17 protein-coding genes are annotated in these 20,756 nt (G+C 62.0%); 15 read left to right on the forward strand and 2 right to left on the reverse strand.

Features of this window, described 5'->3' with window-relative positions:
• Positions 1 to 12: 12 nt before the first annotated feature.
• Positions 13 to 1,095: a phospho-N-acetylmuramoyl-pentapeptide-transferase gene (gene mraY, locus ACN5AZ_RS08290; protein WP_419428389.1), complete on the forward strand. Its 1,083-nt coding sequence runs from the start codon at positions 13 to 15 to the stop codon at positions 1,093 to 1,095.
• A gap of 56 nt (positions 1,096 to 1,151) precedes the next feature.
• Positions 1,152 to 2,549, forward strand: coding sequence for a UDP-N-acetylmuramoyl-L-alanine--D-glutamate ligase (murD, locus tag ACN5AZ_RS08295; RefSeq protein WP_419428390.1), 1,398 nt, complete (start codon positions 1,152 to 1,154; stop codon positions 2,547 to 2,549).
• Here the strand turns inward: murD and ACN5AZ_RS08300 are convergent.
• Positions 2,546 to 3,748, reverse strand: a complete 1,203-nt coding sequence (locus ACN5AZ_RS08300) for an NAD(P)/FAD-dependent oxidoreductase (protein ID WP_419428391.1) — start codon at positions 3,746 to 3,748, stop codon at positions 2,546 to 2,548. The genes murD and ACN5AZ_RS08300 overlap by 4 nt on opposite strands.
• A 119-nt stretch (positions 3,749 to 3,867) precedes the next feature.
• Here ACN5AZ_RS08300 and ftsW point away from each other — a divergent pair, with 119 nt between their 5' ends.
• The 13 genes from ftsW (at position 3,868) to ACN5AZ_RS08365 (ending at position 19,331) form a co-directional block, all read left to right on the forward strand.
• Complete coding sequence (gene ftsW / locus ACN5AZ_RS08305; protein WP_419428392.1) at positions 3,868 to 5,034, forward strand: putative lipid II flippase FtsW; 1,167 nt, start codon at positions 3,868 to 3,870, stop codon at positions 5,032 to 5,034.
• Positions 5,035 to 5,117: 83 nt separating this feature from the next.
• A complete protein-coding gene (locus tag ACN5AZ_RS08310; protein ID WP_419428393.1) occupies positions 5,118 to 6,248 on the forward strand; it encodes a UDP-N-acetylglucosamine--N-acetylmuramyl-(pentapeptide) pyrophosphoryl-undecaprenol N-acetylglucosamine transferase in 1,131 nt (376 codons plus the stop codon).
• A gap of 13 nt (positions 6,249 to 6,261) precedes the next feature.
• Positions 6,262 to 7,659 (forward strand): UDP-N-acetylmuramate--L-alanine ligase, encoded by a 1,398-nt coding sequence (gene murC, locus ACN5AZ_RS08315; protein ID WP_419428465.1) that lies wholly within the window; start codon positions 6,262 to 6,264, stop codon positions 7,657 to 7,659.
• 115 nt (positions 7,660 to 7,774) lie between these two features.
• The gene (locus tag ACN5AZ_RS08320) at positions 7,775 to 8,035 is read left to right on the forward strand and encodes a DUF2484 family protein (protein ID WP_419428394.1); all 261 of its coding nucleotides are present in this window, start codon (positions 7,775 to 7,777) and stop codon (positions 8,033 to 8,035) included.
• Between the two features lie 95 nt (positions 8,036 to 8,130).
• Positions 8,131 to 9,060, forward strand: coding sequence for a UDP-N-acetylmuramate dehydrogenase (murB, locus tag ACN5AZ_RS08325; protein WP_419428395.1), 930 nt, complete (start codon positions 8,131 to 8,133; stop codon positions 9,058 to 9,060).
• A gap of 273 nt (positions 9,061 to 9,333) precedes the next feature.
• Complete coding sequence (locus ACN5AZ_RS08330; RefSeq protein WP_419428396.1) at positions 9,334 to 10,248, forward strand: D-alanine--D-alanine ligase; 915 nt, start codon at positions 9,334 to 9,336, stop codon at positions 10,246 to 10,248.
• Positions 10,236 to 11,186: a cell division protein FtsQ/DivIB gene (locus ACN5AZ_RS08335; RefSeq protein ID WP_419428397.1), complete on the forward strand. Its 951-nt coding sequence runs from the start codon at positions 10,236 to 10,238 to the stop codon at positions 11,184 to 11,186. The genes ACN5AZ_RS08330 and ACN5AZ_RS08335 overlap by 13 nt, the downstream gene beginning before the upstream one ends.
• 19 nt (positions 11,187 to 11,205) lie before the next feature.
• The gene (gene ftsA / locus ACN5AZ_RS08340) at positions 11,206 to 12,534 is read left to right on the forward strand and encodes a cell division protein FtsA (RefSeq protein ID WP_419428398.1); all 1,329 of its coding nucleotides are present in this window, start codon (positions 11,206 to 11,208) and stop codon (positions 12,532 to 12,534) included.
• A 396-nt stretch (positions 12,535 to 12,930) separates the two neighbouring features.
• A complete protein-coding gene (gene ftsZ / locus ACN5AZ_RS08345; RefSeq protein ID WP_419428399.1) occupies positions 12,931 to 14,580 on the forward strand; it encodes a cell division protein FtsZ in 1,650 nt (549 codons plus the stop codon).
• A 428-nt stretch (positions 14,581 to 15,008) separates the two neighbouring features.
• The gene (gene lpxC, locus ACN5AZ_RS08350) at positions 15,009 to 15,938 is read left to right on the forward strand and encodes a UDP-3-O-acyl-N-acetylglucosamine deacetylase (RefSeq protein ID WP_419428400.1); all 930 of its coding nucleotides are present in this window, start codon (positions 15,009 to 15,011) and stop codon (positions 15,936 to 15,938) included.
• 187 nt (positions 15,939 to 16,125) lie between these two features.
• Positions 16,126 to 16,980, forward strand: a complete 855-nt coding sequence (locus ACN5AZ_RS08355) for an outer membrane protein assembly factor BamD (RefSeq protein WP_419428401.1) — start codon at positions 16,126 to 16,128, stop codon at positions 16,978 to 16,980.
• 43 nt (positions 16,981 to 17,023) lie between these two features.
• Positions 17,024 to 18,676 (forward strand): DNA repair protein RecN, encoded by a 1,653-nt coding sequence (gene recN / locus ACN5AZ_RS08360; protein WP_419428402.1) that lies wholly within the window; start codon positions 17,024 to 17,026, stop codon positions 18,674 to 18,676.
• A gap of 70 nt (positions 18,677 to 18,746) precedes the next feature.
• Complete coding sequence (locus ACN5AZ_RS08365; protein ID WP_419428403.1) at positions 18,747 to 19,331, forward strand: TetR/AcrR family transcriptional regulator; 585 nt, start codon at positions 18,747 to 18,749, stop codon at positions 19,329 to 19,331.
• Here ACN5AZ_RS08365 and ACN5AZ_RS08370 read toward each other — a convergent pair.
• On the reverse strand, positions 19,328 to 20,707 hold the full coding sequence (locus ACN5AZ_RS08370; protein WP_419428404.1) for an FAD-binding oxidoreductase: 1,380 nt from the start codon (positions 20,705 to 20,707) through the stop codon (positions 19,328 to 19,330). The two genes, ACN5AZ_RS08365 and ACN5AZ_RS08370, sit on opposite strands and share 4 nt — an antisense overlap.
• Positions 20,708 to 20,756: the final 49 nt, after the last annotated feature.

The following is a 20,756-nucleotide window of genomic DNA, read 5'->3' on the forward strand; positions in this document are numbered from 1 at the left end:
GAAGGGAGCGCCATGTTATTCTGGCTGACCGAGTTAAGTGATGGTGGTGATTTCTTCAACCTTTTCAGGTACATCACATTCCGCGCCGGGGGCGCTTTTCTGACGGCGCTTGTCTTCGGGTTCCTGTTTGGACCGCCGCTGATCAACGTGCTGCGCAAGCGGCAGGGCAAGGGGCAGCCGATCCGCTCTGACGGGCCGGAGGGGCATTTCGTCAAGGCAGGCACGCCGACCATGGGCGGGCTGCTAATCATCGGGGCCTTGGTCACCTCGACCCTGCTGTGGGCGCGGCTGGACAATCCCTTTGTCTGGATGGTGCTTTTCGTGACCATGGCCTTTGCGGCCATCGGGTTTGCGGATGATTACGCCAAGGTCAGCAAGCAGAACACGGCCGGTGTTCCGGGCCGGGTGCGGCTGCTGTTGGGATTCCTGATCGCGGGTGTGGCGGGCTTTTGGGCCGCGCAATACCACCCGCCGGAGCTGAGCTATCAACTGGCGCTGCCGATTTTCAAGGACACGCTGATCAACATGTCCTTCCTGTTCATCCCGTTCGTGATGATCGTGATCGTAGGCTCGGCCAATGCGGTGAACCTGACGGATGGCTTGGACGGTCTGGCCATTATGCCGGTGATGATCGCGATTTCGACGCTGGGCATCATCGCTTATGCGGTGGGGCGCGTCGACTTTACCGAATATCTGGACGTGCACTACGTGCCGGGAACGGGGGAAATCCTGATCTTTGCCGCAGGCGTGGTCGGTGGGGGCTTGGGCTTTTTGTGGTACAACGCCCCGCCTGCGGCCGTGTTCATGGGGGACACCGGATCGCTTGCACTGGGCGGTGCACTGGGGGCCATCGCGGTCGCCACCAAGCACGAGATCGTTCTGGGCATCGTCGGTGGCCTGTTCGTGGTCGAGGCGTTGTCGGTCATCATTCAGGTCCTGTACTTCAAACGGACTGGCAAGCGCGTCTTTCTGATGGCGCCGATCCATCATCACTACGAAAAGAAGGGCTGGGCGGAGCCGACCATTGTTATCCGCTTCTGGATCATCTCGCTGATCCTTGCTCTGATCGGTCTGGCGACGCTGAAAGTGCGCTGAACGGCATATCGGCCTGTCCCTCGGGGCGGGCCGTTTTTCAATGAAAGAGGCATGGCATGATTCCTGTGACAGGGTTCGATGGCGCGGTTGTTGCGGTTTTGGGGCTGGGGCGGTCCGGTTTGGCGGCGGCGCGGGCGTTGCGCGCAGGCGGGGCACAGGTTGTGGTCTGGGACGACACGACTTCGGCGCGCGAACGGGCCGAGGCCGAGGGGTTCGAGGCGCGCGTCCTGACGCGGGATGGTGCGTTTGACGATATCTCCTGTCTCGTGACCTCGCCGGGAATTCCGCATCTGTATCCCGCGCCGAACCCCGTGATCGCCAAGGCGTTGCAGGCGGGCGTGCCGGTCGACAATGACATCGGCCTGTTCTTCCGCTCGCTCGGCGCGGAATTTGACAGCTATGACCAACCGCCGCGTGTGGTTGCGGTCACCGGCTCGAACGGGAAATCCACGACCTCTGCCCTGATTGATCACATTCTGACGCAGGCCGGAAAGCACAGCCAGTTGGCCGGCAACATCGGTCGCGGTGTGCTGGACATCGACCCGCCGAAAGAAGGCGGCGTGGTCGTGCTCGAACTCTCGTCCTATCAAACTGAACTGGCGCGCAGCCTGACGCCGGATGTGGCTGTGTTTACCAATCTTTCGCCGGACCATCTGGACCGTCACAACGGGATGGGGGGCTATTTCGCCGCCAAACGCCGTCTGTTTGCCGAAGGTGGGCCGGATCGCTGCGTGATCGGCGTAGACGAGACCGAGGGGCTGTTTCTGGCCGGTCAGCTGTCCGAAGGGCGCAGCGATGATCGGGTCATCCGCATTGCCACGTCAAAGCTGACGGGGCCGGGGTGGTATGTCTTTGCCCGCAAGGGATTTTTGGCGGAATGGCGCAAGGGGAGGCAGGTTGCCTCTGTGGATCTGCGGGAGGTCGCGGGCCTGCCCGGCGCGCACAACCATCAGAATGCCTGTGCCGCTTGGGCGGCTTGTCGGTCGCTGGGGCTTGGACCCCGCGAGATCGAGGCCGGGTTGCGCAGTTTCGCCGGATTGCCGCACCGGTCCCAGCGCATCGCCGAAGCGGGCGGCGTGCACTACGTCAACGATTCAAAAGCCACCAACGTGGATTCCGCGCTCAAGGCGCTGCAGGCGTTCAAGAACATTCGCTGGATCTGTGGCGGTTTGATGAAGGAAGGCGGGCTAGACGGCCTGACCCCCGGGCTGGACAACGTGCGCAAGGCCTATGTCATTGGCCGCGAGGCAGAGACCTTTGCCCTCGGTCTGGGGCAGGTGGAGGCCGAGATTTGCGGGGATATGGCGCGCGCGGTGGCGCAGGCAGTGTCCGAGGCAGAGCCGGGCGATGTGGTGTTGCTGGCCCCCGCTGCGGCGAGCTTTGACCAGTTCGACAACTTCGAGAAACGTGGCGAGGCATTCATCGCCGCGGTCGAGGCGTCCTTGGCGGGTTAAGCCTTGGGGCGGGACTGGGCGATGGCCTGTCCCGCCGCCACGCCAGAGGCCCAGGCCCATTGAAAGTTATACCCGCCCAGCCAGCCGGTGACGTCGATGGCCTCTCCGATTGTGTATAACCCCGGAAGGCTCTTTGACATCAGTGTTTTGCTGTCGAAACCTTCTGTGGATATGCCGCCCAGCGTGACCTCTGCGGTGCGATACCCTTCGGTTCCGGTCGGTTTGACCTGCCAATCGCCCAACAGGGCGGCGATCGCATCCATACGGCTGTTGTTCAGATCCGCGAGCGTGCCGGTCAGATCATGCTCAGTGGCGAGGGACGCGACCAGTTTGGCGGGCAGCAGGTGGCCCAATTCCGTCGTCAGCGCACGTTTGCCATTGTTGTGGCGCGCGGTTTTCAGATGTGTGACCACATCGGTACCGGGCAACAGGTCCGCGTGAATGGTTTCGCCCTCGCGCCAATAGCTTGACAGTTGCAGCACCGCAGGGCCGGACAGGCCGCGATGGGTGAACAAAAGCGCCTCGGCAAAGCGGGCGCGGTCGTTTGACAGGGTGCTGTCGACCGCCACCCCCGCCAGATCGGCAAAGCGTCCCTTGTCAAAGGTGAAGGGCACCAGCGCGGGGCGGGTCTCGGTCACCGCATGGTCAAACTGCCGCGCGATGTCGTAGGCCAGACCGGTTGCGCCCATCTTGGGGATGGATTTGCCGCCCGTGGCGAGCACGAGGTTTTTCGCGACCACCGTTTGCATTTGCCCTTCGCGTTCCAGCGTGGCGTGAAACGCCCCGTCACGGTGAGCGAGGTCTTTGACAGAGGTGCGCAGCCAAAGATCGGCTTTGGCTTTGCGCATCTCTACCAGCAGCATGTCGATGATCTGTGTCGCCTTATCATCGCAGAACAACTGGCCCAAAGTTTTCTCGTGCCAAGCTATTCCATGCCGTGACACCAGTTCGATGAAGTCCCACTGCGTATAGCGGGCGAGCGCAGACTTGCAGAAATGTGGATTCTCAGACAAATAATTGGCCGGTGTGACGTCCATATTTGTGAAATTGCAACGTCCGCCGCCGGAAATGCGAATTTTCTCGCCCGGCGCTTTGGCGTGATCGATGACCAGAACATCCGGCCCTGCATGAGCGGCGGCCATCATGCCAGCGGCCCCGGCGCCGAGGATCAACGTGTTCACAGCGCGGATTTGCGGCATTTCGCGGGCCTCTTGGTCGGGACGGGGCGGATTTGTCTGGCCTGTGGCAGAAAATTGCGATATTCTCAACCCCAGACCCTGAAAACAGGGCTTTTCCGAGGCAGTTGAGCGGTGTCCTCATGACAGAGATGGTATACGGTGCAGTCCCGATTGCGGGCGGCGAACCTGTGCTGCCGAAATGGTGGCGAACAGTCGACAAGTGGACCTTGTCGTGCATTTTGACCCTGTTTGCGATGGGGCTTTTGCTGGGCTTGGCGGCATCGGTGCCACTGGCCGAACGCAACGGACTGGCGCCATTCCACTACGTACAGCGACAGGCGTTCTTTGGCGGATTGGCCATGTTGACCATGTTCGCCACGTCGATGATGTCGCCGGTCATGGTGCGCCGCTTGGCGGTGCTGGGTTTCCTCGCCGCCTTTGTCGCCTTGGCGTTTTTGCCGATCTTCGGCACGGACTTCGGCAAGGGGGCCACGCGCTGGTACTCGCTGGGCTTTGCCTCGGTGCAGCCGTCGGAGTTTCTCAAACCCCTGTTTATTATCGTGGCCGCATGGTTGATGGCCGCGGGTCAAGAGCTGGGCGGCCCGCCGGGGCGGCTGTATTCCTTTGTCATCATGGTCTCGATCGTGCTGATGCTGGCGATGCAGCCCGACTTTGGTCAGGCGTCCCTGATCCTGTTCAGCTGGGGCGTGATGTGGTTCGTGGGTGGTGCGCCGATGGTCCTGCTGGCCGCGCTGGCGGGTGCCGTGGTTCTGGCGGGCAGCTTTGCCTACAGCGCGTCCGAGCACTTTGCCCGCCGCATTGATGGCTTTCTCAACCCCGAAGTCGATCCGACCACGCAGCTGGGCTACGCGACCAATGCCATCCGCGAGGGCGGTTTCTTTGGTGTGGGTGTGGGCGAGGGCACAGTGAAATGGTCCCTGCCGGACGCCCATACGGATTTCATCATCGCCGTCGCCGCCGAGGAATACGGTCTGGTCATGGTGGTCTTTGTGCTGGCGCTGTACGCGACCATCGTGGTGCGCAGCTTTATCCGGCTGATGCGGGAGCGTGACCCGTTCATCCGTCTGGCAGGCACGGGTCTGACCGCGATCTTTGGCGTGCAGGCCATGATCAACATGGGCGTTGCCGTGCGTCTGCTGCCCGCCAAGGGGATGACCCTGCCTTTTGTCAGCTATGGCGGCTCCTCGTTGATTGCGGGCGGCATCGCGGTTGGCATGTTGCTTGCCCTGACGCGCACACGCCCCCAAGGTGAAATCGGCGACATCTTGCGCGGTGGGCGCCGCTGACCGCTAGGGATGGCGTCGCTTATGTGGACGACCGGACAACGGTGGTATAAGGGGCGGCAAACGCGGGTCGAGGGAGAGACGGTATGGCTGTGAAGAAGCCTCTGTTGATTATGGCAGCCGGAGGCACCGGCGGACACATGTTCCCGGCTCAGGCTTTGGCCGAACAGATGCTGGCGCGCGGCTGGCGGGTGAAACTGTCCACAGACGCCAGAGGCGCGCGGTTTATCGGAGCCTTCCCTGAGGGTGTGGAGATCGAGGAGGTGCCGTCGGCGACCTTTGCCCGTGGCGGTGCCTTGGCGAAACTCGCGGTGCCGTTCAAGGTTGCGGGCGGCGTGATCTCTGCCGTTTGGGGCATGCTGCGGGACAAACCGTCCGTTGTGGTGGGTTTTGGCGGCTACCCGTCCATTCCCGCGCTGGCGGCAGCCTACCTTTTGAAACGTCCGCGCATGATCCATGAGCAAAACGGTGTTCTGGGACGCGTGAACCAGATTTTTGCAAGCCGCGTCGATCAGGTCGCCTGTGGCACGTGGCCCACCACTTTGCCCGAAGGGGTCGACGGCATCCATACCGGCAATCCGGTGCGGGGGTCGGTGCGCGAACGGGCGGCGGCGGGCTATATCGCGCCGGGGCCCTATCCTATGTCGGTTCTTGTGATCGGCGGCAGTCAGGGTGCGCGCATTCTGTCCGACGTTGTTCCCCCCGCGATTGCGGGTCTGTCGCTGGATATGGTCGGCAACCTGCGCGTCAGCCATCAGGCGCGGGACGAAGACGGTGAACGGGTGGCAGCGTTTTACGATGAAAACGGGGTTCAGGCCGACGTTCAGCCGTTCTTCAGCGACTTGCCCGCGCGCATGAGCGAAGCGCAGCTGGTGATTTCACGTTCTGGCGCGTCCTCTGTCGCGGATATCTCCGTGATCGGGCGTCCTTCGATCCTTGTGCCGTTCAAGATGGCCACAGGGGATCACCAAACGGTCAACGCCCAAGGGCTTGTCGATGCGGGTGCGGCCATTCGCATCCCCGAAAGCCAGTTGACCATCGAAAGTCTGCAAGGCGCCATCGAGGCGATCTTGTCCAATGAACAGGGTGCGATCCGCATGCACCGCGCGGCCTTGAGCGTCGCAAAACCGGAAGCTGCAGAGCATCTGGCGTATCTGGTTGAAGAGTTGGCAGGTAAAGAACAAGAAAGGGCGGGACATGAAGGATCTGGAAATTGAGCGGGGCGCAGCCATGACGGGGGCAACCAAACTTCCCGGTGATGTGGGGGCCATCCATTTCGTGGGCATCGGCGGCATCGGCATGTCCGGCATCGCCGAGGTGCTGGTGAACCACGGCTATAGCGTTCAGGGATCTGACCTGAAGGCATCCAAGATCACGGCCCGTCTGGCTGAAATGGGCGCGCGCATCTTCGAAGGCCAGCGGGCCGAGAACCTCGAAGGGGCCGAAGTGGTTGTGATCTCCTCGGCGATCAAACCCGGCAACCCCGAGCTGGACGAGGCGCGCCGCCGTGGCTTGCCCGTCGTGCGCCGCGCGGAAATGCTGGCCGAGCTGATGCGTCTGAAATCCAACGTGGCCATTGCGGGCACGCATGGCAAGACGACCACCACGACCATGGTGGCCACGCTGCTCGACGCGGGGCAGTTTGACCCGACTGTGGTGAACGGCGGCATCATCCATAAATACGGCTCCAACGCGCGGATGGGGCAGGGCGAATGGATGGTGGTCGAGGCCGACGAAAGCGACGGCACTTTTAACCGCCTTCCCGCGACCATCGCCATCGTGACCAACATCGACCCCGAGCATATGGAGCACTGGGGCTCGATCGAGAACCTGCGGCAGGGGTTCTACGACTTTGTGTCGAATATTCCGTTCTACGGTCTGGCTGTCTGCTGTACAGATCACCCCGAGGTGCAGGCGCTCGTCGGGCGTGTGACGGACCGCCGTGTGACAACCTACGGATTTAACGCCCAGGCGGACGTGCGCGCAGTCAACTTGACCTACAAGGCGGGCGTTGCGCATTTCGACGTGCTGTTTCAGGTCACCGGCGAAAAGATCGAGGGCATGACCCTGCCGATGCCGGGTGACCACAATGTGTCCAATGCTTTGTCCGCCATCGCAATCGCGCGCCATCTGGGCATGACGGGCGAGGAAATCCGCGAGGCGCTCGCGGCCTTTGGCGGTGTGAACCGCCGCTTTACCAAGGTGGGCGAGGTCAACGGTGTCACGATCATCGACGACTACGGCCACCACCCGGTGGAAATCAATGCCGTGCTCAAAGCCGCGCGTCAGGCGACCGAGGGCCGCGTGATCGCCGTGCACCAGCCGCACCGCTATTCGCGCCTGTCCCATCATTTCGAGGAATTCTGCACGTGTTTCAACGATGCGGATGTGGTCGCCATCGCCGAGGTCTTCGCTGCAGGCGAGACCCCGATTGAAGGCGCGTCGCGTGATGATCTGGTGGCCGGTCTGGTGCGCCACGGCCACCGTCATGCCCGTGCCATCCGTGACGAGGACGATCTCGAACGGCTGGTGCGCGAACAGGCGCAGCCGGGCGATATGGTGGTTTGTCTGGGTGCGGGTACGATCTCGGCCTGGGCCAATGGGCTGCCAGCGCGCTTGGGCGGCTGAGCGGTTTCATATTGGAATGTCTGGAAAAGGGGCGGGGGACCGCCCCTTTTTTCTTGTCCGGGCTCAAGGTTTGGGGCATCCTGATGGCGCCTGCGGGGGCAAATGGAGGTGAGCCATGACGCTCTCTTTGACACTTGCGTGCGCGTGGGCGGTGCTGGCCAATTTGGCGGCAATGATCCCCTCGAACGACAATCACTGGTTTCGTGCCTACGTGCTGATTGCACTGGGCATCCCCTTGGTGGGCTTTGTAACCTTTGAAAATGGCCCTTGGGTGGGGCTTTTGGTTCTGGTCGCGGGGATGAGCCTTTTGCGCTGGCCGGTGATTTATCTCGCCCGCTGGGTGAAACATCTGATCGCCAAGCCGGAGCGCGGCTAAGGCCGCAGATGTCTGATCAATACCCTTTGCTGCGCGGCACGGCCCCGCGTGGTCAAAGTGTTGCGCGCCGCGCGTGGTCAGAGTAGCACAGGCCCATGACACAGTTACCCGAACATATGCCCGAGGTTCGCGGGCGCCTGACGCCGCAAAAGCGGCTGGATGATCTGACATGGCTGCGCGTGGGCGGGCCGGCGGATTGGTTTTTCATGCCCGCCGACCGCGAAGATCTGGCGCAGTTCATGCGTGATCTGCCGGAAACCGTGCCTGTGTTTCCCATGGGTGTGGGGTCAAACCTGATTGTTCGCGACGGTGGCCTGCGCGCAGTGGTGATCCGCCTAGGCCGGGGGTTCAACGGGATCGAGGTCGACGGCAACCGGGTGATCGCCGGAGCCGCGGCATTGGATTCCCATGTCGCGCGGAAAGCCGCAGAAGCGGGCGTCGATCTGGGGTTTTTGCGCACGATTCCGGGAAGTATCGGCGGGGCCGTGCGCATGAATGCGGGATGCTACGGGTCCTATGTGGCTGACGTCCTGATCGAGGCGACCGCAATCACGCGCGACGGCACCGTGATGCGTCTGACGCGCGATGAATTGCAGTTCGGCTACCGATCCAGCGTGCTTCCCGAGGGTGCCGTTTTGGTCGAGGCGGTGTTCGAGGCGCCCTTGGGTGATCCGGAGGTTCTAGCCGCGCGCATGGAGGAGCAGCTTGCCAAGCGTGACGCGACTCAGCCTGTCAAGGATCGCACAGCGGGCAGTACCTTCCGCAATCCGGCGGGCTATTCCTCGACGGGTCAGGCGGATGACACCCATGATCTGAAGGCTTGGAAAGTGATTGATGACGCGGGCATGCGCGGGGCTGCGCGCGGGGGGGCGCAGATGTCCCAGATGCATTCCAACTTTTTGGTCAACACCGGCGGCGCTACGGCCGCCGACCTTGAGGGGTTGGGCGAAGAAGTGCGCGAAAAAGTGCGCGAAACCTCCGGTCTGGAACTGGTTTGGGAGGTTATTCGCGTAGGCGAACCTTAATATCCGGGCGGTGCGGCGGCGCTTAAAGCGCCGTTTGCGCATGATAAAGCGCCCATCATGCAAGGTATTTGCGATTTGGACTCAGCGTCTTAACGAAAAAGGGTTTTCCAAGCCGCCCGATTGCGGCTAAACTGTTACCTATCGGCGTGGCGGTGATTTGCTGCCGCCGACAACATCGGCCCTTTGATCCGGAAAAATCAGGACGGGGCCAACGACCACAGGCAGGTCGGATCATGACAAGGGGGCGAACCCCCGACAAGAAGGCGGTTTGGGATGTCGAGCAGGGCACTCCCGAAGGTGGTGGTACTGATGGGCGGACCCTCGGCAGAGCGCGAGGTTTCGCTGGTTTCCGGTCGGGAATGTGCTGCTGCCTTGAGGGGCGAAGGTTTTGAAGTGATCGAAGTGGACGCTGGCCCGGACGTGGCACAGCGACTGGCTGAGGCCAAACCCGACGTCGTGTTCAACGCCCTGCATGGCCGTTGGGGGGAAGACGGCTGCATCCAAGGCATGCTGGAATGGCTGCGCTTGCCTTATACGCACTCCGGCGTGCTGGCATCCTCGCTTGCCATCGACAAAGAAAAGACAAAAGAGACCTATCGCGCGGCAGGGCTGCCTGTTGCGGACAGTTTTCTTGCCTCCAAGGCCGAGGTCGTGGCCGCCCACCTGATGACGCCGCCCTATGTGGTCAAGCCCTATAACGAGGGATCCTCGGTCGGGGTTTATCTTGTGAACGAGGCCGCCAATACGCCGCCGCAGCTGTCCGATGACATGCCTGAGACGGTTATGGTCGAGGCCTTTATTCCCGGACGTGAACTGACCTGCACGGTGATGGGAGATCGCGCCTTGGGCGTGACCGAGGTTATCACCGACGGATGGTATGATTACGATGCGAAATACACTGCCGGTGGGTCGCGTCACATCTGTCCGGCGGATACGCCTGCGCAGATCACGGACGCCTGCATGGCCTATGCGCTGCGCGCGCATCGCGCCCTTGGCTGTCGCGGTGTCAGCCGGACCGATTTCCGCTGGGATGATGCAAAGGGGCTCGACGGTCTGATCCTTTTGGAAACCAACACCCAGCCCGGTATGACGCCCACCTCTCTGTCGCCGGAACATGCGGCGTTGCATGACATGAGCTTTGGCCAATTCTGCGCCTGGATGGTCGAGGATGCCTCATGCGACAGATAATGCGCCATCCTCAGGACATCGAAGTCGCACCAGAGCCGCCGCGCCCCGAGGCGCCGGATCTTGGCATGGCGCGGCTGGACCCGACGGCCAGCCGTCTGAAATACCGCATCGAACGCCTGATGCTGACGCCGCTGTTTCGCTTCAGCCTGCGGGTGGTTTTGCCTGCTGCGCTGGTCTTCGGCGGGGTCAGCGGATGGTTCGCGGTCGAGGCGAACCGTGAGGCGTTCAACCTGATGGTGACCGATGTGCGGTCCGCCGTGCAGAACCGACCCGAATTTCAGGTCAAAGTCATGGCCATCGATGGCGCAAGCGCGCCCGTGGCCGAGGCGATCCGTGCGGAAATTCCCGTAACCTTTCCGATCAGCTCCTTTGATCTGGATCTTGGCGTGATGCAGGCCAAGGTCGCGGCGCTCAGCCCTGTGCGCAACGTCGAGCTGCGTATTCGCCAAGGCGGGGTTTTGCAGGTGGACGTGGACGAACGCGACCCCGCGATCTTGTGGCGCGGTCCGGACGGGCTGTTGCAACTGGATGACAGCGGCATGCGGGTTGGCCCGATCGCTGCGCGTGGCGATCGCCCCGACCTGCCGATCATCGCGGGCGAGGCGGCCGAGGATGCGGTCGACGAGGCGTTGCAGTTGTGGGAGGTCTCTGACCCCATCAAAACACGGCTGCGTGGATTTGAACGGATTGGCGCGCGGCGTTGGGACGTGGTTCTGGACCGCGACCAGCGCATCATGTTGCCGGAGAAAGGTGCTGTTCAGGCGCTGGAACGTGTGATCGCCATGGCGATGGCGCCGCAGGTTGACCTGCTGGCGCGCGACCTGTTGGCGGTGGATTTGCGGCTGCCACGGCGGCCGGTGATCCGGATGAGTGAACAAGCCACACAACAGATGTGGCGGATCAAGTTGATCGAGGCAGGCCTGGGGACAGGCAATTGAACGGAATGGGGCAACGGCAATGATCGAGCTTTATGAATCCCAGCGCGCCATGCGGAACATGCGGCGCGCGGCGATGCAGCGGGGCGTGGTGGCCATTCTGGATGTTGGCACATCCAAAATCGCCTGTCTTGTTCTGCGGTTCGACGGGACGGACGCTCGCGACGACGGCATTGGATCGCTGGCAGGGCAAAGCGGCTTTCGCGTGATCGGCGCGGCCACGACACGCTCGCGCGGGGTGCGCTTTGGCGAGATCAGCGCGATGGGTGAGACGGAGCGCGCCATTCGCACCGCCGTGCAAGCTGCGCAAAAGATGGCAGGTATCCGTGTCGACCATGTGATCGCTGCTTTCTCTGGCGCGGATCCGCGCAGCTACGGGTTGGCGGGGCAGGTGGATGTGATGGGTGTCACCGTGGACGAGCAGGACGTAGCGCGCGTGCTGTCCGCCTGTGATGCACCCGATTTCGGTCACGACCGCGAGGTGCTGCACGCGCAGCCAGTGAATTTCGCGCTGGATCATCGCTCTGGCCTGATTGACCCGCGCGGCCAGATCGGAACCGAGCTGTCCTGTGATATGCACATGCTGACCGTGCAGGCGCAGGCGGTGGCAAATCTGGCCCATTGCGTCAAACGCTGTGATCTGGAACTCGCCGGTCTGGCGTCCTCGGCCTATGTGTCGGGGATCGCGGCTTTGGTCGAGGACGAACAGGAACTCGGCGCGGCCTGCATCGATATGGGGGGCGGGTCCACCAGCATCTCGATCTTTATTAAAAAGCACATGATCTATGCCGACAGCGTTCGGATGGGCGGCGATCACGTCACCTCGGACATCTCCATGGGGCTGCAGGTGCCCATGGCGACGGCGGAACGGATCAAGACATTCTACGGCGGTGTTCAGGCCACAGGCATGGATGACCGCGAGTTGATCGAATGCGGTGGCGAGACCGGCGACTGGGAGCATGACCGGCGCACCGTGTCGCGCACTGAACTGATCGGCATCATGCGCCCGCGCGTCGAAGAGATCCTCGAAGAGGTGCGCGCACGTCTGGACGCGGCGGGCTTTGACCACTTGCCGTCGCAGCAGATCGTGCTGACCGGCGGGGCATCGCAGATCCCGGGGCTGGACGGGCTGGCGTCGAAGATCCTCGGCCAGCAGGTCCGGCTTGGGCGGCCGTTGCGGGTGCACGGCTTGCCGCAGGCGGCCACGGGGCCGGGCTTTGCCGGTGTGGTGGGCCTGTCCTTGTTTGCAGCCCATCCGCAAGACGAATGGTGGGACTTTGAAATCCCGGTGGACCGCTATCCGGCGCGGTCGCTGAAACGCGCGGTGCAATGGTTCCGCGACAATTGGTAAGATTAAATGAAAGCGCCATTGCATATGGCGCTTTCTTGCTGTGACCACATAATATGGGGTGACGCGGCGCGGCAGGGCTGTTAGTTGTTCTGTGGATAACGGCGGGATAACCGTCGCGCGGGGCCGGGCAGGCACCCTCGAAAGCATCTTTGAAGATCCCGCGCGTGTTTGCGGGATTTGTTCTGTTGCTTGTATCTTGGTTGATTCAATCTACAGCATCTTGCCAAACCGGCAAAAACTCGCGGCAATCGGCCTTTTTTCTGCCATATTTGGTGGATTAACCCCGATTTTTGCGTGACGGCAGAGGCTATAGCCGGTAAACTCCCTATTAACAGGCAGGATACGTGCCTGGATCGGTGAGAAAACCAAGTCGATAAGAACACAGGCGGACAAACCATGGCACTGAACCTTTCCATGCCCGGACAGGAAGAATTGAAGCCGCGCATCACGGTCTTTGGCGTGGGCGGGGCAGGCGGCAATGCCGTCAACAACATGATTGAAAAGCAGCTCGAAGGCGTGGACTTCGTGGTTGCCAATACCGATGCTCAGGCCCTCCAGCAGAGCAGATCGCAAAGCCGCATCCAACTGGGTGTGAAAGTGACCGAAGGTCTGGGCGCGGGTGCGCGTGCGACCGTCGGCGCAGCGGCGGCCGAAGAAAGCATCGAAACCATCGTAGACCATCTGGCGGGCGCGCATATGTGCTTTATCACCGCCGGTATGGGCGGCGGCACCGGCACCGGAGCCGCGCCGATCATTGCTCAGGCGGCACGTGAACTTGGCGTTCTAACCGTCGGTGTTGTCACGAAACCTTTCCAGTTCGAAGGCGCCAAGCGGATGCGTCAGGCAGAGGAAGGCGTCGAGACGCTGCAAAAGATGGTCGACACGCTGATCATCATTCCCAACCAGAACCTGTTCCGGTTGGCCAACGAAAAAACCACCTTCACCGAGGCGTTCTCGCTCGCGGATGACGTTCTGTATCAGGGTGTCAAAGGTGTGACGGACCTGATGGTTCGCCCGGGTCTTATCAACCTCGACTTTGCTGACGTGCGTGCGGTGATGGACGAGATGGGCAAGGCCATGATGGGCACCGGCGAGGCAGAGGGCGAAGATCGCGCCATCCAAGCCGCCGAGAAGGCCATCGCGAACCCGCTGCTGGACGAAATCAGCCTGAAAGGCGCGAAGGGTGTCCTGATCAACATCACCGGTGGTGGCGATCTGACCCTTTTCGAACTGGACGAAGCGGCCAACCGCATTCGCGAAGAGGTCGACCAGGACGCCAACATCATCGTCGGCTCGACCATGGACGAAAGCCTTGGCGGTACCATGCGTGTGTCGGTTGTCGCAACGGGCATCGACGCCACAGCGGACAACATCGCGGACACACCTGTGCCGCGCCGCTCGCTGTCGCAGCCGCTGCGCCAGCCCGCGCAGGTTGCCGAACAGGCGCCTGCCGCAGCAGCCGCTGCCGCGCCGGTTGTGGCACAGCAAGCGCCGTCGCAGCCTGTTCAGGAGCCGCTGTTTGGTGAACTCGACGCAGAGCGCGCCGCAGCCGAGGACCAGATGGAAGACATCTTTGAGGACGAGGCGCAGACCCCTGCACCCGTCGCAATGGATGACGACGGTCTGCCCCCGCCGGCCTATCAGCCGCAGGTTTCGGACTTCCGTCCGCAGGCTGACAGCATCGAAGCCGATCCGAACGACTTCGTGGCGCCGCGCAAGCCCACACCGGGTGAGGCAACGCCCGCCGCGATGGACCGCATGAAGGCCGCCGCCGCACGGACCCGTGACACCCACGGTCAGGCCCCCGGTGCCGCAGCAGATGCCGCCGCGCATCAGGGCGAGGAAAAGCCGCGCTTCTCCGTGAACTCGCTGATCGGTCGCATGACCGGGCAGGGCGGGGGTGAGCAGCAGGCTCAACCGGCACAGCAGCCGCGCCGCCAGCCTCCGGTGCAAGGACAGCGCCCTGCGCCGGCTCCGGCGCCCGAGGCAGAGCCCGAAGATGACCGGATCGAAATCCCGGCCTTCCTGCGTCGTCAGGCAAACTAAAACCACGCCTCAGATACCCGAGACACTTGGTGGAAACGCCTCCTGTTCTGCAGGGGGCGTTTTTCGTTCCCAATCGTCCCCGTGTGCGGCGTGATGCGCCGCAAAATACCCTAAACCCGCCCAAACCCGACGCCGCACAACGGCGTTCGCACTGACATCTTCGGCGCTTTCTGTGACAATTTGCGTGATAAAACGTTTCACTCGGTGAGCGGAGGTGCGTTTTTCACACCCGCTTCGGTTTTGTAAGCTGTTGTATATAAAAGATTTTCCGAAGTAGGTGGGTCATGTGGCGGGCGCACGCCTATGCTGCGCTTGCAGTGTTTCAGACGGTTACAATCTTTGATTTGAGACCGGAGCCTTCCATCCTCTATTTCAATGTCAAAGCCGCCCCCGTCCGTTGGGGGAGGGGCATATGACAGGACTATCTCGTGCAAGCGACCCTTTGTTCCAGCATCACCTTTGACGGCGTAGGCCTGCATTCCGGCGCAGCGGTGCGGATGACTGTTCATCCCGCACCCGCAAACCATGGGATCTGGTTTCACCGAACCGATGTGGTGGACGGGGATGCTAAGATCGCAGCGCGCTGGGATCTGGTCGAAATCTCCCCGCTGTGCACGCAGATCGTGAACGGTGCCGGTGTGGCGGTGTCCACCATCGAACATATCATGGCGGCACTCGCCGGCTGCGGCGTTCACAACGCGCGCATCGATATCGATGGCCCCGAGGTTCCGATCCTCGATGGATCTGCCGTGCCTTTCGTTCGTGGAATCCTTGGTGTCGGACTGCGCAGCCAGTCGTCGCGCGTTCGTGCGGTCGAGATCCTTGAAACCGTCGAGGTCGAAACACCGTCGGGCTGGGCGCGTCTGTCGCCTTCTGCCGGGGACCAAGGGTTCGAGATGGCTTTCGAGATCGAGTTTGCCGATGCGGCCATCGGTCGCCAGTCAAAGCGTCTCAACCTCGCTAACGGAACATTTGTGCGCGAGCTCTCCGACAGCCGGACCTTTTGCCGCGCCAGTGATGTGGACGCCATGCGGGCCGCGGGCAAGGCGCTTGGCGGCACATTGGATAACGCGGTTGTCGTCGATGGCGACAAGGTTCTGAGCCCCTCGGGTCTGCGCCACGCGGATGAGGCTGTGCGCCACAAGATGCTCGATGCGCTTGGTGATCTGGCGCTGGCGGGTGCGCCAATCTTGGGCCTGTACGAAGGGCACAAGGCCGGTCACGCGATGACGAACATGTTGCTGCGTGCATTGTTTGCACGTCCCGGCGCATGGCGTTTGGTGACCTGTGATCGTGCCACGTCAGCGCGTTTGCCGGGGGCGGGCGTTGTGCGGGATGAAATCCCCGCCGTTGCCTGACGGCTCTCGGCGTTTTGACTGGCGCAGGACCCGCATCCTGACGTAAGCAGCTTCTTGCAAAAGCGGTGGTGGCGATAGGTTAATCGGGCGTTTTGCCTTCGGATTTTCTATGCTAGACCCGATCCAAAGCAGGCCGTCCTGCGCGAATAGCGTGGGGCCGTGGAAGAACAAAAGGACGGTGGTGGTAATGACTGGTGGCAAAACGCGGGCTGTGGCCTTCGGGATGGGCATCGCGACACTGCTGTTGAGCGGTTGTGACGAATTGCAGCGCCGCGAAGTGGGGCCGGATGGCGCGCCCTTGGAAACCTACACGGCGCAGCAGATCTTTGAACGCGGCGAATATGAGATGTCGCGCAAGGATTATGAGGACGGTGCATTCTATTTCGGCGAAATCGAACGTCTGTATCCGTATTCGGAATGGGCGAAACGGGCGCTGATTATGCAGGCCTATGCCTTCCACAAGGATAAGGATTACGAGAACGCGCGCGCCTCTGCGCAGCGGTTTATCGACTTTTATCCTGCCGATGATGATGCCGCCTACGCCCAGTATCTGCTGGCATTGTCCTATTACGACCAGATCGAATTGGTCGGACGGGATCAGGGTCTGACCTTTCAGGCGTTGCAGGCATTACGCGCTGTGATCGAACGCTATCCGGACAGCGAATATGCGCGGTCTTCCGTGTTGAAATTCGATCTCGCCTTTGATCACCTTGCGGGCAAGGAAATGGAAATTGGCCGCTATTACCTGAAGCGGGATCATTTCGGCGCGGCCATCTCGCGCTTCCGTGTGGTGGTTGAGGATTTCCAGACCACCACGCATACGCCCGAGGCCCTGCACCGCTTGGTCGAAAGCTATCTGTCGCTGGGGCTGGTGGAAGAGGCTCAAACCGCTGGCGCGGTACTTGGCTACAACTACCAGTCGACAGACTGGTATGAGGACAGCTACGCGCTTTTGACCAAACAGGGGTTGGAGCCGAAAGTGTTCGAGGGCAATTGGCTTGGCGCTGTATATCGCCAGATGTTGAAAGGCGAATGGCTCTGAACGCGGGTCTTTTAACGGCTTCTCCAGTGCCAAAGGCAAACCTATGCTGCGCGCTTTAGAAATTCGGGACATGTTGATCATCGACCGGCTGGAATTGGATTTCCGGCCGGGTCTGAATGTGCTGACGGGTGAAACCGGCGCAGGGAAATCCATTTTGCTGGATTCTCTGGGTTTTGTTCTGGGCTGGCGCGGGCGCGCGGAATTGGTGCGCGCGGGCGCGGAGCAGGGCGAGGTTGTCGCTGTTTTCGATCTACCCGCAGATCACGCCGCTTGGGCCGTTATGCGCGATGCCGGACTGCCCGATGACGGAGAGCTGATCCTGCGTCGGGTCAACACAGCCGACGGGCGCAAGACCGGTTGGGTCAACGACCGCCGTGTGTCGGGCGAGGTTTTGCGCCGCTTGTCCGAGACGCTGGTGGAACTGCATGGCCAGCATGATGACAAGGGGCTGTTGGACCCCAAAGGGCACCGTGCGATTCTGGATGACTACGCGGTCGCTGCGCCGGTTTTGGCGCGGGTTCGGGATCGCTGGCGCGCTGTTGGGCAGGCGAGCAAAACCTTGGATGCTGCACGCGAGGCCTTGGAGAAGGTTCGCGCCGAAGAGGAATTCCTGCGCCACGCGGTTGCGGAACTGGACGCTTTGGCCCCTGAAGAGGGGGAGGAGGCCGCGCTGGATGCCAAGCGGCGCAGCATGCAGGCCGCTGAAAAGATCCGCGCCGATATCGCACAGGCATCTGCCGCCTTGGGGTATGAAGGGGCCGAGGGCGCGATGTCCGGTGCGTTGCGCTGGCTGGAAGGGGCATCTGACAAGGCCGAGGGGCGTCTGGATGCTCCGATCGAGGCACTGGTGCGGTCGATGGCGGAACTGGATGAAGCCGCGCGCGGCGTGGCCGATTGCCTTGATGCGCTGGATTTCAATCCGTCCGAGCTGGAAGAGACCGAAGAGCGTCTGTTTGCCCTACGGGGATTGGCGCGCAAGCATCAGGTGATGCCGGACGAATTGGCCGGATTGGCCGCAGATCTGGGCGCGCGTCTGGCCGCACTGGACGCCGGCGAGGCGCAGATTGGCGGGTTGGAGCAGGCGCTCGCGGATGCCGTAACCGCCTATACGGTTGAGGCGGACGCGCTGACAGCCCTACGCAAGGATGCGGCTGAACGGCTGGACGCGGCGGTGGCTGCAGAGCTTGAACCCCTGAAGATGGGGCGCGCCGTGTTTGAAACCGACGTGTCCATCGCGCCGGATGGGCCGGAGGGGCGTGATAACGTGACCTTCCGTGTTGCCACAAACCCCGGAGCGCCCGCCGGTGCCTTGAACAAGATCGCCTCGGGCGGCGAATTGTCCCGCTTTCTCTTGGCGTTGAAGGTCGCTTTGCATGTGCAGGCGGGGCAGGGCGTCACGATGATCTTTGATGAGATCGACAGGGGGGTCGGCGGGGCCACCGCAGATGCGGTTGGTCGGCGGCTTAAGGCCTTGGCCGATACGGGGCAGGTTCTGGTGGTGACGCATTCGCCGCAGGTTGCCGCCTTGGGCGCGCATCACTGGCGGGTGGCCAAACGGGTCGAAGATGGCATGACGCTGTCCGAAGTGGTTCCTTTGGGCGCGGATGAGCGTGAAACCGAACTGGCGCGGATGCTATCCGGCGATACGGTCACGGAAGCCGCCCGCGCCGCTGCGCGCGCTTTGCTGGACGGCTGAGCCATTAAAGATTTGTAAGCGTAATGGGCTGTACGCTTGGGGTGCTTTAACCACATCGCAAGGGTTTGACATGGCGCCAAAGGACAGAACCGCCAAGGAAGACGTTATCGCCAAGGCGGCCTTTGATCTGCTGGCGGAGAAAGGGTTTTCCGGCGTGACGATGCTTGCGGTGGCACGTCGGGCGAAGTCATCCAATGAGACGCTTTATCGCTGGTATGGTGACAAGACGGGCCTGTTTGCGATGCTGGTTGCGCGCCATTGTAGCCAGTGCTCGGCAAAGCTGTCAGACTTGCCAGAGACGCGCAATGACACAGCCTTGATCGAAGTTGGGGAGCGGCTGTTAGCAGTTGCCCTGAACCCGCGCAGCATCGCGCTGCACCGGGCGGCGGCTGCCGATGCGTCAAACCGCCTTGGCGCTTTGCTGGAGGACAGGCGGCGCGCAGCGATACACCCACATATCCAACTGTTCTTCGAGGGGATGGCGGCCGCAGGGCACATACGGGCAGCCCCACGCGGTGCAGCGGAGCTTTGGGTGGAGCTGTTGCTGGGCGATTGGGTCATGCGCTGTGCTATGGGGACCGTTAGGCCCAGCCAATCCACCTTTCACAGCCGTGCCGCGCTGGCTGCTGCGCGCCTTATCGTCCTATGCGGCTAATAGGTGTCATCTGACACCAGCTTTCCCGGGTTTAACAGATTATGTGGATCGAGCGCCTTTTTCACCTGTCCCATAACCGCCCAAGCGCCCCCGTGTTCTGCGGGCATGAATGCCTTTTTGCCCAGCCCCACACCATGTTCACCGGTGCAAGTCCCCCCCAACCGCAAGGCGCGCTCGGCCATGGCGGCTGACAGTGCTTTGGCTGTGGCCAACTGCGCGGCGTCATCGGGATCGATCAGCAGGGCTGCGTGAAAATTGCCGTCCCCGACGTGTCCGACGATTGGCCCCATCAGCCCCGAGGCGTGGATGTCTTGACGGGTTTCCTCGACCGCGCGGGCCAGTTGGCTGATGGGCACGCAAATATCTGTCACCACGGCGCGGGCTTTGGGTTTCAGCGCGAGAATGGCATAAAACGCATTGTGCCGAATGGCCCATAGGGCGTTGCGCTCTTCGGTGTGACTGGACCATTCAAACCCTGTAGACCCATGGTCGGCCACGATCTCTGCGAACTGTTGTGCCACCTCGGCCGTGCCAGAGGGCGAGCCATGGAATTCAACCAAAAGATGTGGCGTTTCCGGCATGTCCGTCCCCGCGTAGGCGTTGAACGCGCGGGCGCTGTCGGCACAGACAAATTCGATTCGCGCCATGGGCAGCCCCATCTGGATCGTCTCCATCACCGCGGCCGTGGCCGAGCCGATGTCATCGAAGGCACAGATTCCGGCAGAGATGCTTTCAGGGATGGGATGCAGTCGAAGAGTGATCTCGGTGACCAATGCCAATGTGCCCTCGGACCCGACCAGAAGCGCCGTCAGATCATATCCGGCAGAGGATTTTCTGGCGCGGGTGCCGGTGCGGATCACCTGCCCGTCGGCCAAAACCGCCTCGAACCCCAGAACGTTGTCGCGCATGGTGCCGTAGCGCACGGTTGTCGTCCCGGAGGCGCGGGTCATCGCCATGCCGCCGATGCTGGCATTCGCGCCGGGATCGACAGGAAAGAACAGCCCCGTCGCCCGCAATTCGGTGTTCAACGCCTCTCGCGTGACGCCGGGTTGCACGGTGACGTCCATATCATCGCCGCGAATGTCGAGCACGCGGTTCATGCGGGTGAAATCGACCACGACGCCACCGCAAATGGGTTGCGCCTGCGCCTCCAGCGATGTGCCCGCCCCCCAGCCCGTGACCGGCACACGGTGGGCGGCGCAGATCTTCATAATCTGCGACACCTCTTCGGTGCTGATGGGAAAAGCGACACCATCCGGTGGCGCAGGGGCATAATAGCTTTCGGAATGTGCATGTGCATCCAGATCGGGCTTGGAGCGGCTGAACCGTTCGCCTAGGAATGTCTGCAAGTCGTCGAGCGCCTGGGCGAGGGGCATCTGAAGTCTCCGCGTTTCGATCAAGTCACCTTAGCCAAGGGTTTTCTTA

The sequence above is a fragment of the Sagittula sp. SSi028 genome (genome assembly GCF_048553715.1).
Lineage (GTDB): Bacteria > Pseudomonadota > Alphaproteobacteria > Rhodobacterales > Rhodobacteraceae > Sagittula.

Bases quoted from the DNA above. Each gene is read 5' to 3' on its own strand.
- ftsZ (WP_419428399.1), top strand. From the start codon at position 12,931: ATGGCACTGAACCTTTCCATGCCCGGACAGGAAGAATTGAAGCCGCGC.
- ACN5AZ_RS08300 (WP_419428391.1), bottom strand. From the start codon at position 3,748: ATGCCGCAAATCCGCGCTGTGAACACGTTGATCCTCGGCGCCGGGGCC.
- mraY (WP_419428389.1), top strand. From the start codon at position 13: ATGTTATTCTGGCTGACCGAGTTAAGTGATGGTGGTGATTTCTTCAAC.
- ACN5AZ_RS08365 (WP_419428403.1), top strand. From the start codon at position 18,747: ATGGCGCCAAAGGACAGAACCGCCAAGGAAGACGTTATCGCCAAGGCG.
- ACN5AZ_RS08310 (WP_419428393.1), top strand. From the start codon at position 5,118: ATGGCTGTGAAGAAGCCTCTGTTGATTATGGCAGCCGGAGGCACCGGC.
- ACN5AZ_RS08355 (WP_419428401.1), top strand. From the start codon at position 16,126: ATGACTGGTGGCAAAACGCGGGCTGTGGCCTTCGGGATGGGCATCGCG.
- murD (WP_419428390.1), top strand. From the start codon at position 1,152: ATGATTCCTGTGACAGGGTTCGATGGCGCGGTTGTTGCGGTTTTGGGG.
- recN (WP_419428402.1), top strand. From the start codon at position 17,024: ATGCTGCGCGCTTTAGAAATTCGGGACATGTTGATCATCGACCGGCTG.
- ACN5AZ_RS08320 (WP_419428394.1), top strand. From the start codon at position 7,775: ATGACGCTCTCTTTGACACTTGCGTGCGCGTGGGCGGTGCTGGCCAAT.
- ACN5AZ_RS08330 (WP_419428396.1), top strand. From the start codon at position 9,334: ATGTCGAGCAGGGCACTCCCGAAGGTGGTGGTACTGATGGGCGGACCC.
- ftsW (WP_419428392.1), top strand. From the start codon at position 3,868: ATGACAGAGATGGTATACGGTGCAGTCCCGATTGCGGGCGGCGAACCT.
- ACN5AZ_RS08335 (WP_419428397.1), top strand. From the start codon at position 10,236: ATGCGACAGATAATGCGCCATCCTCAGGACATCGAAGTCGCACCAGAG.
- ACN5AZ_RS08370 (WP_419428404.1), bottom strand. From the start codon at position 20,707: ATGCCCCTCGCCCAGGCGCTCGACGACTTGCAGACATTCCTAGGCGAA.
- murC (WP_419428465.1), top strand. From the start codon at position 6,262: ATGACGGGGGCAACCAAACTTCCCGGTGATGTGGGGGCCATCCATTTC.
- ftsA (WP_419428398.1), top strand. From the start codon at position 11,206: ATGATCGAGCTTTATGAATCCCAGCGCGCCATGCGGAACATGCGGCGC.
- murB (WP_419428395.1), top strand. From the start codon at position 8,131: ATGACACAGTTACCCGAACATATGCCCGAGGTTCGCGGGCGCCTGACG.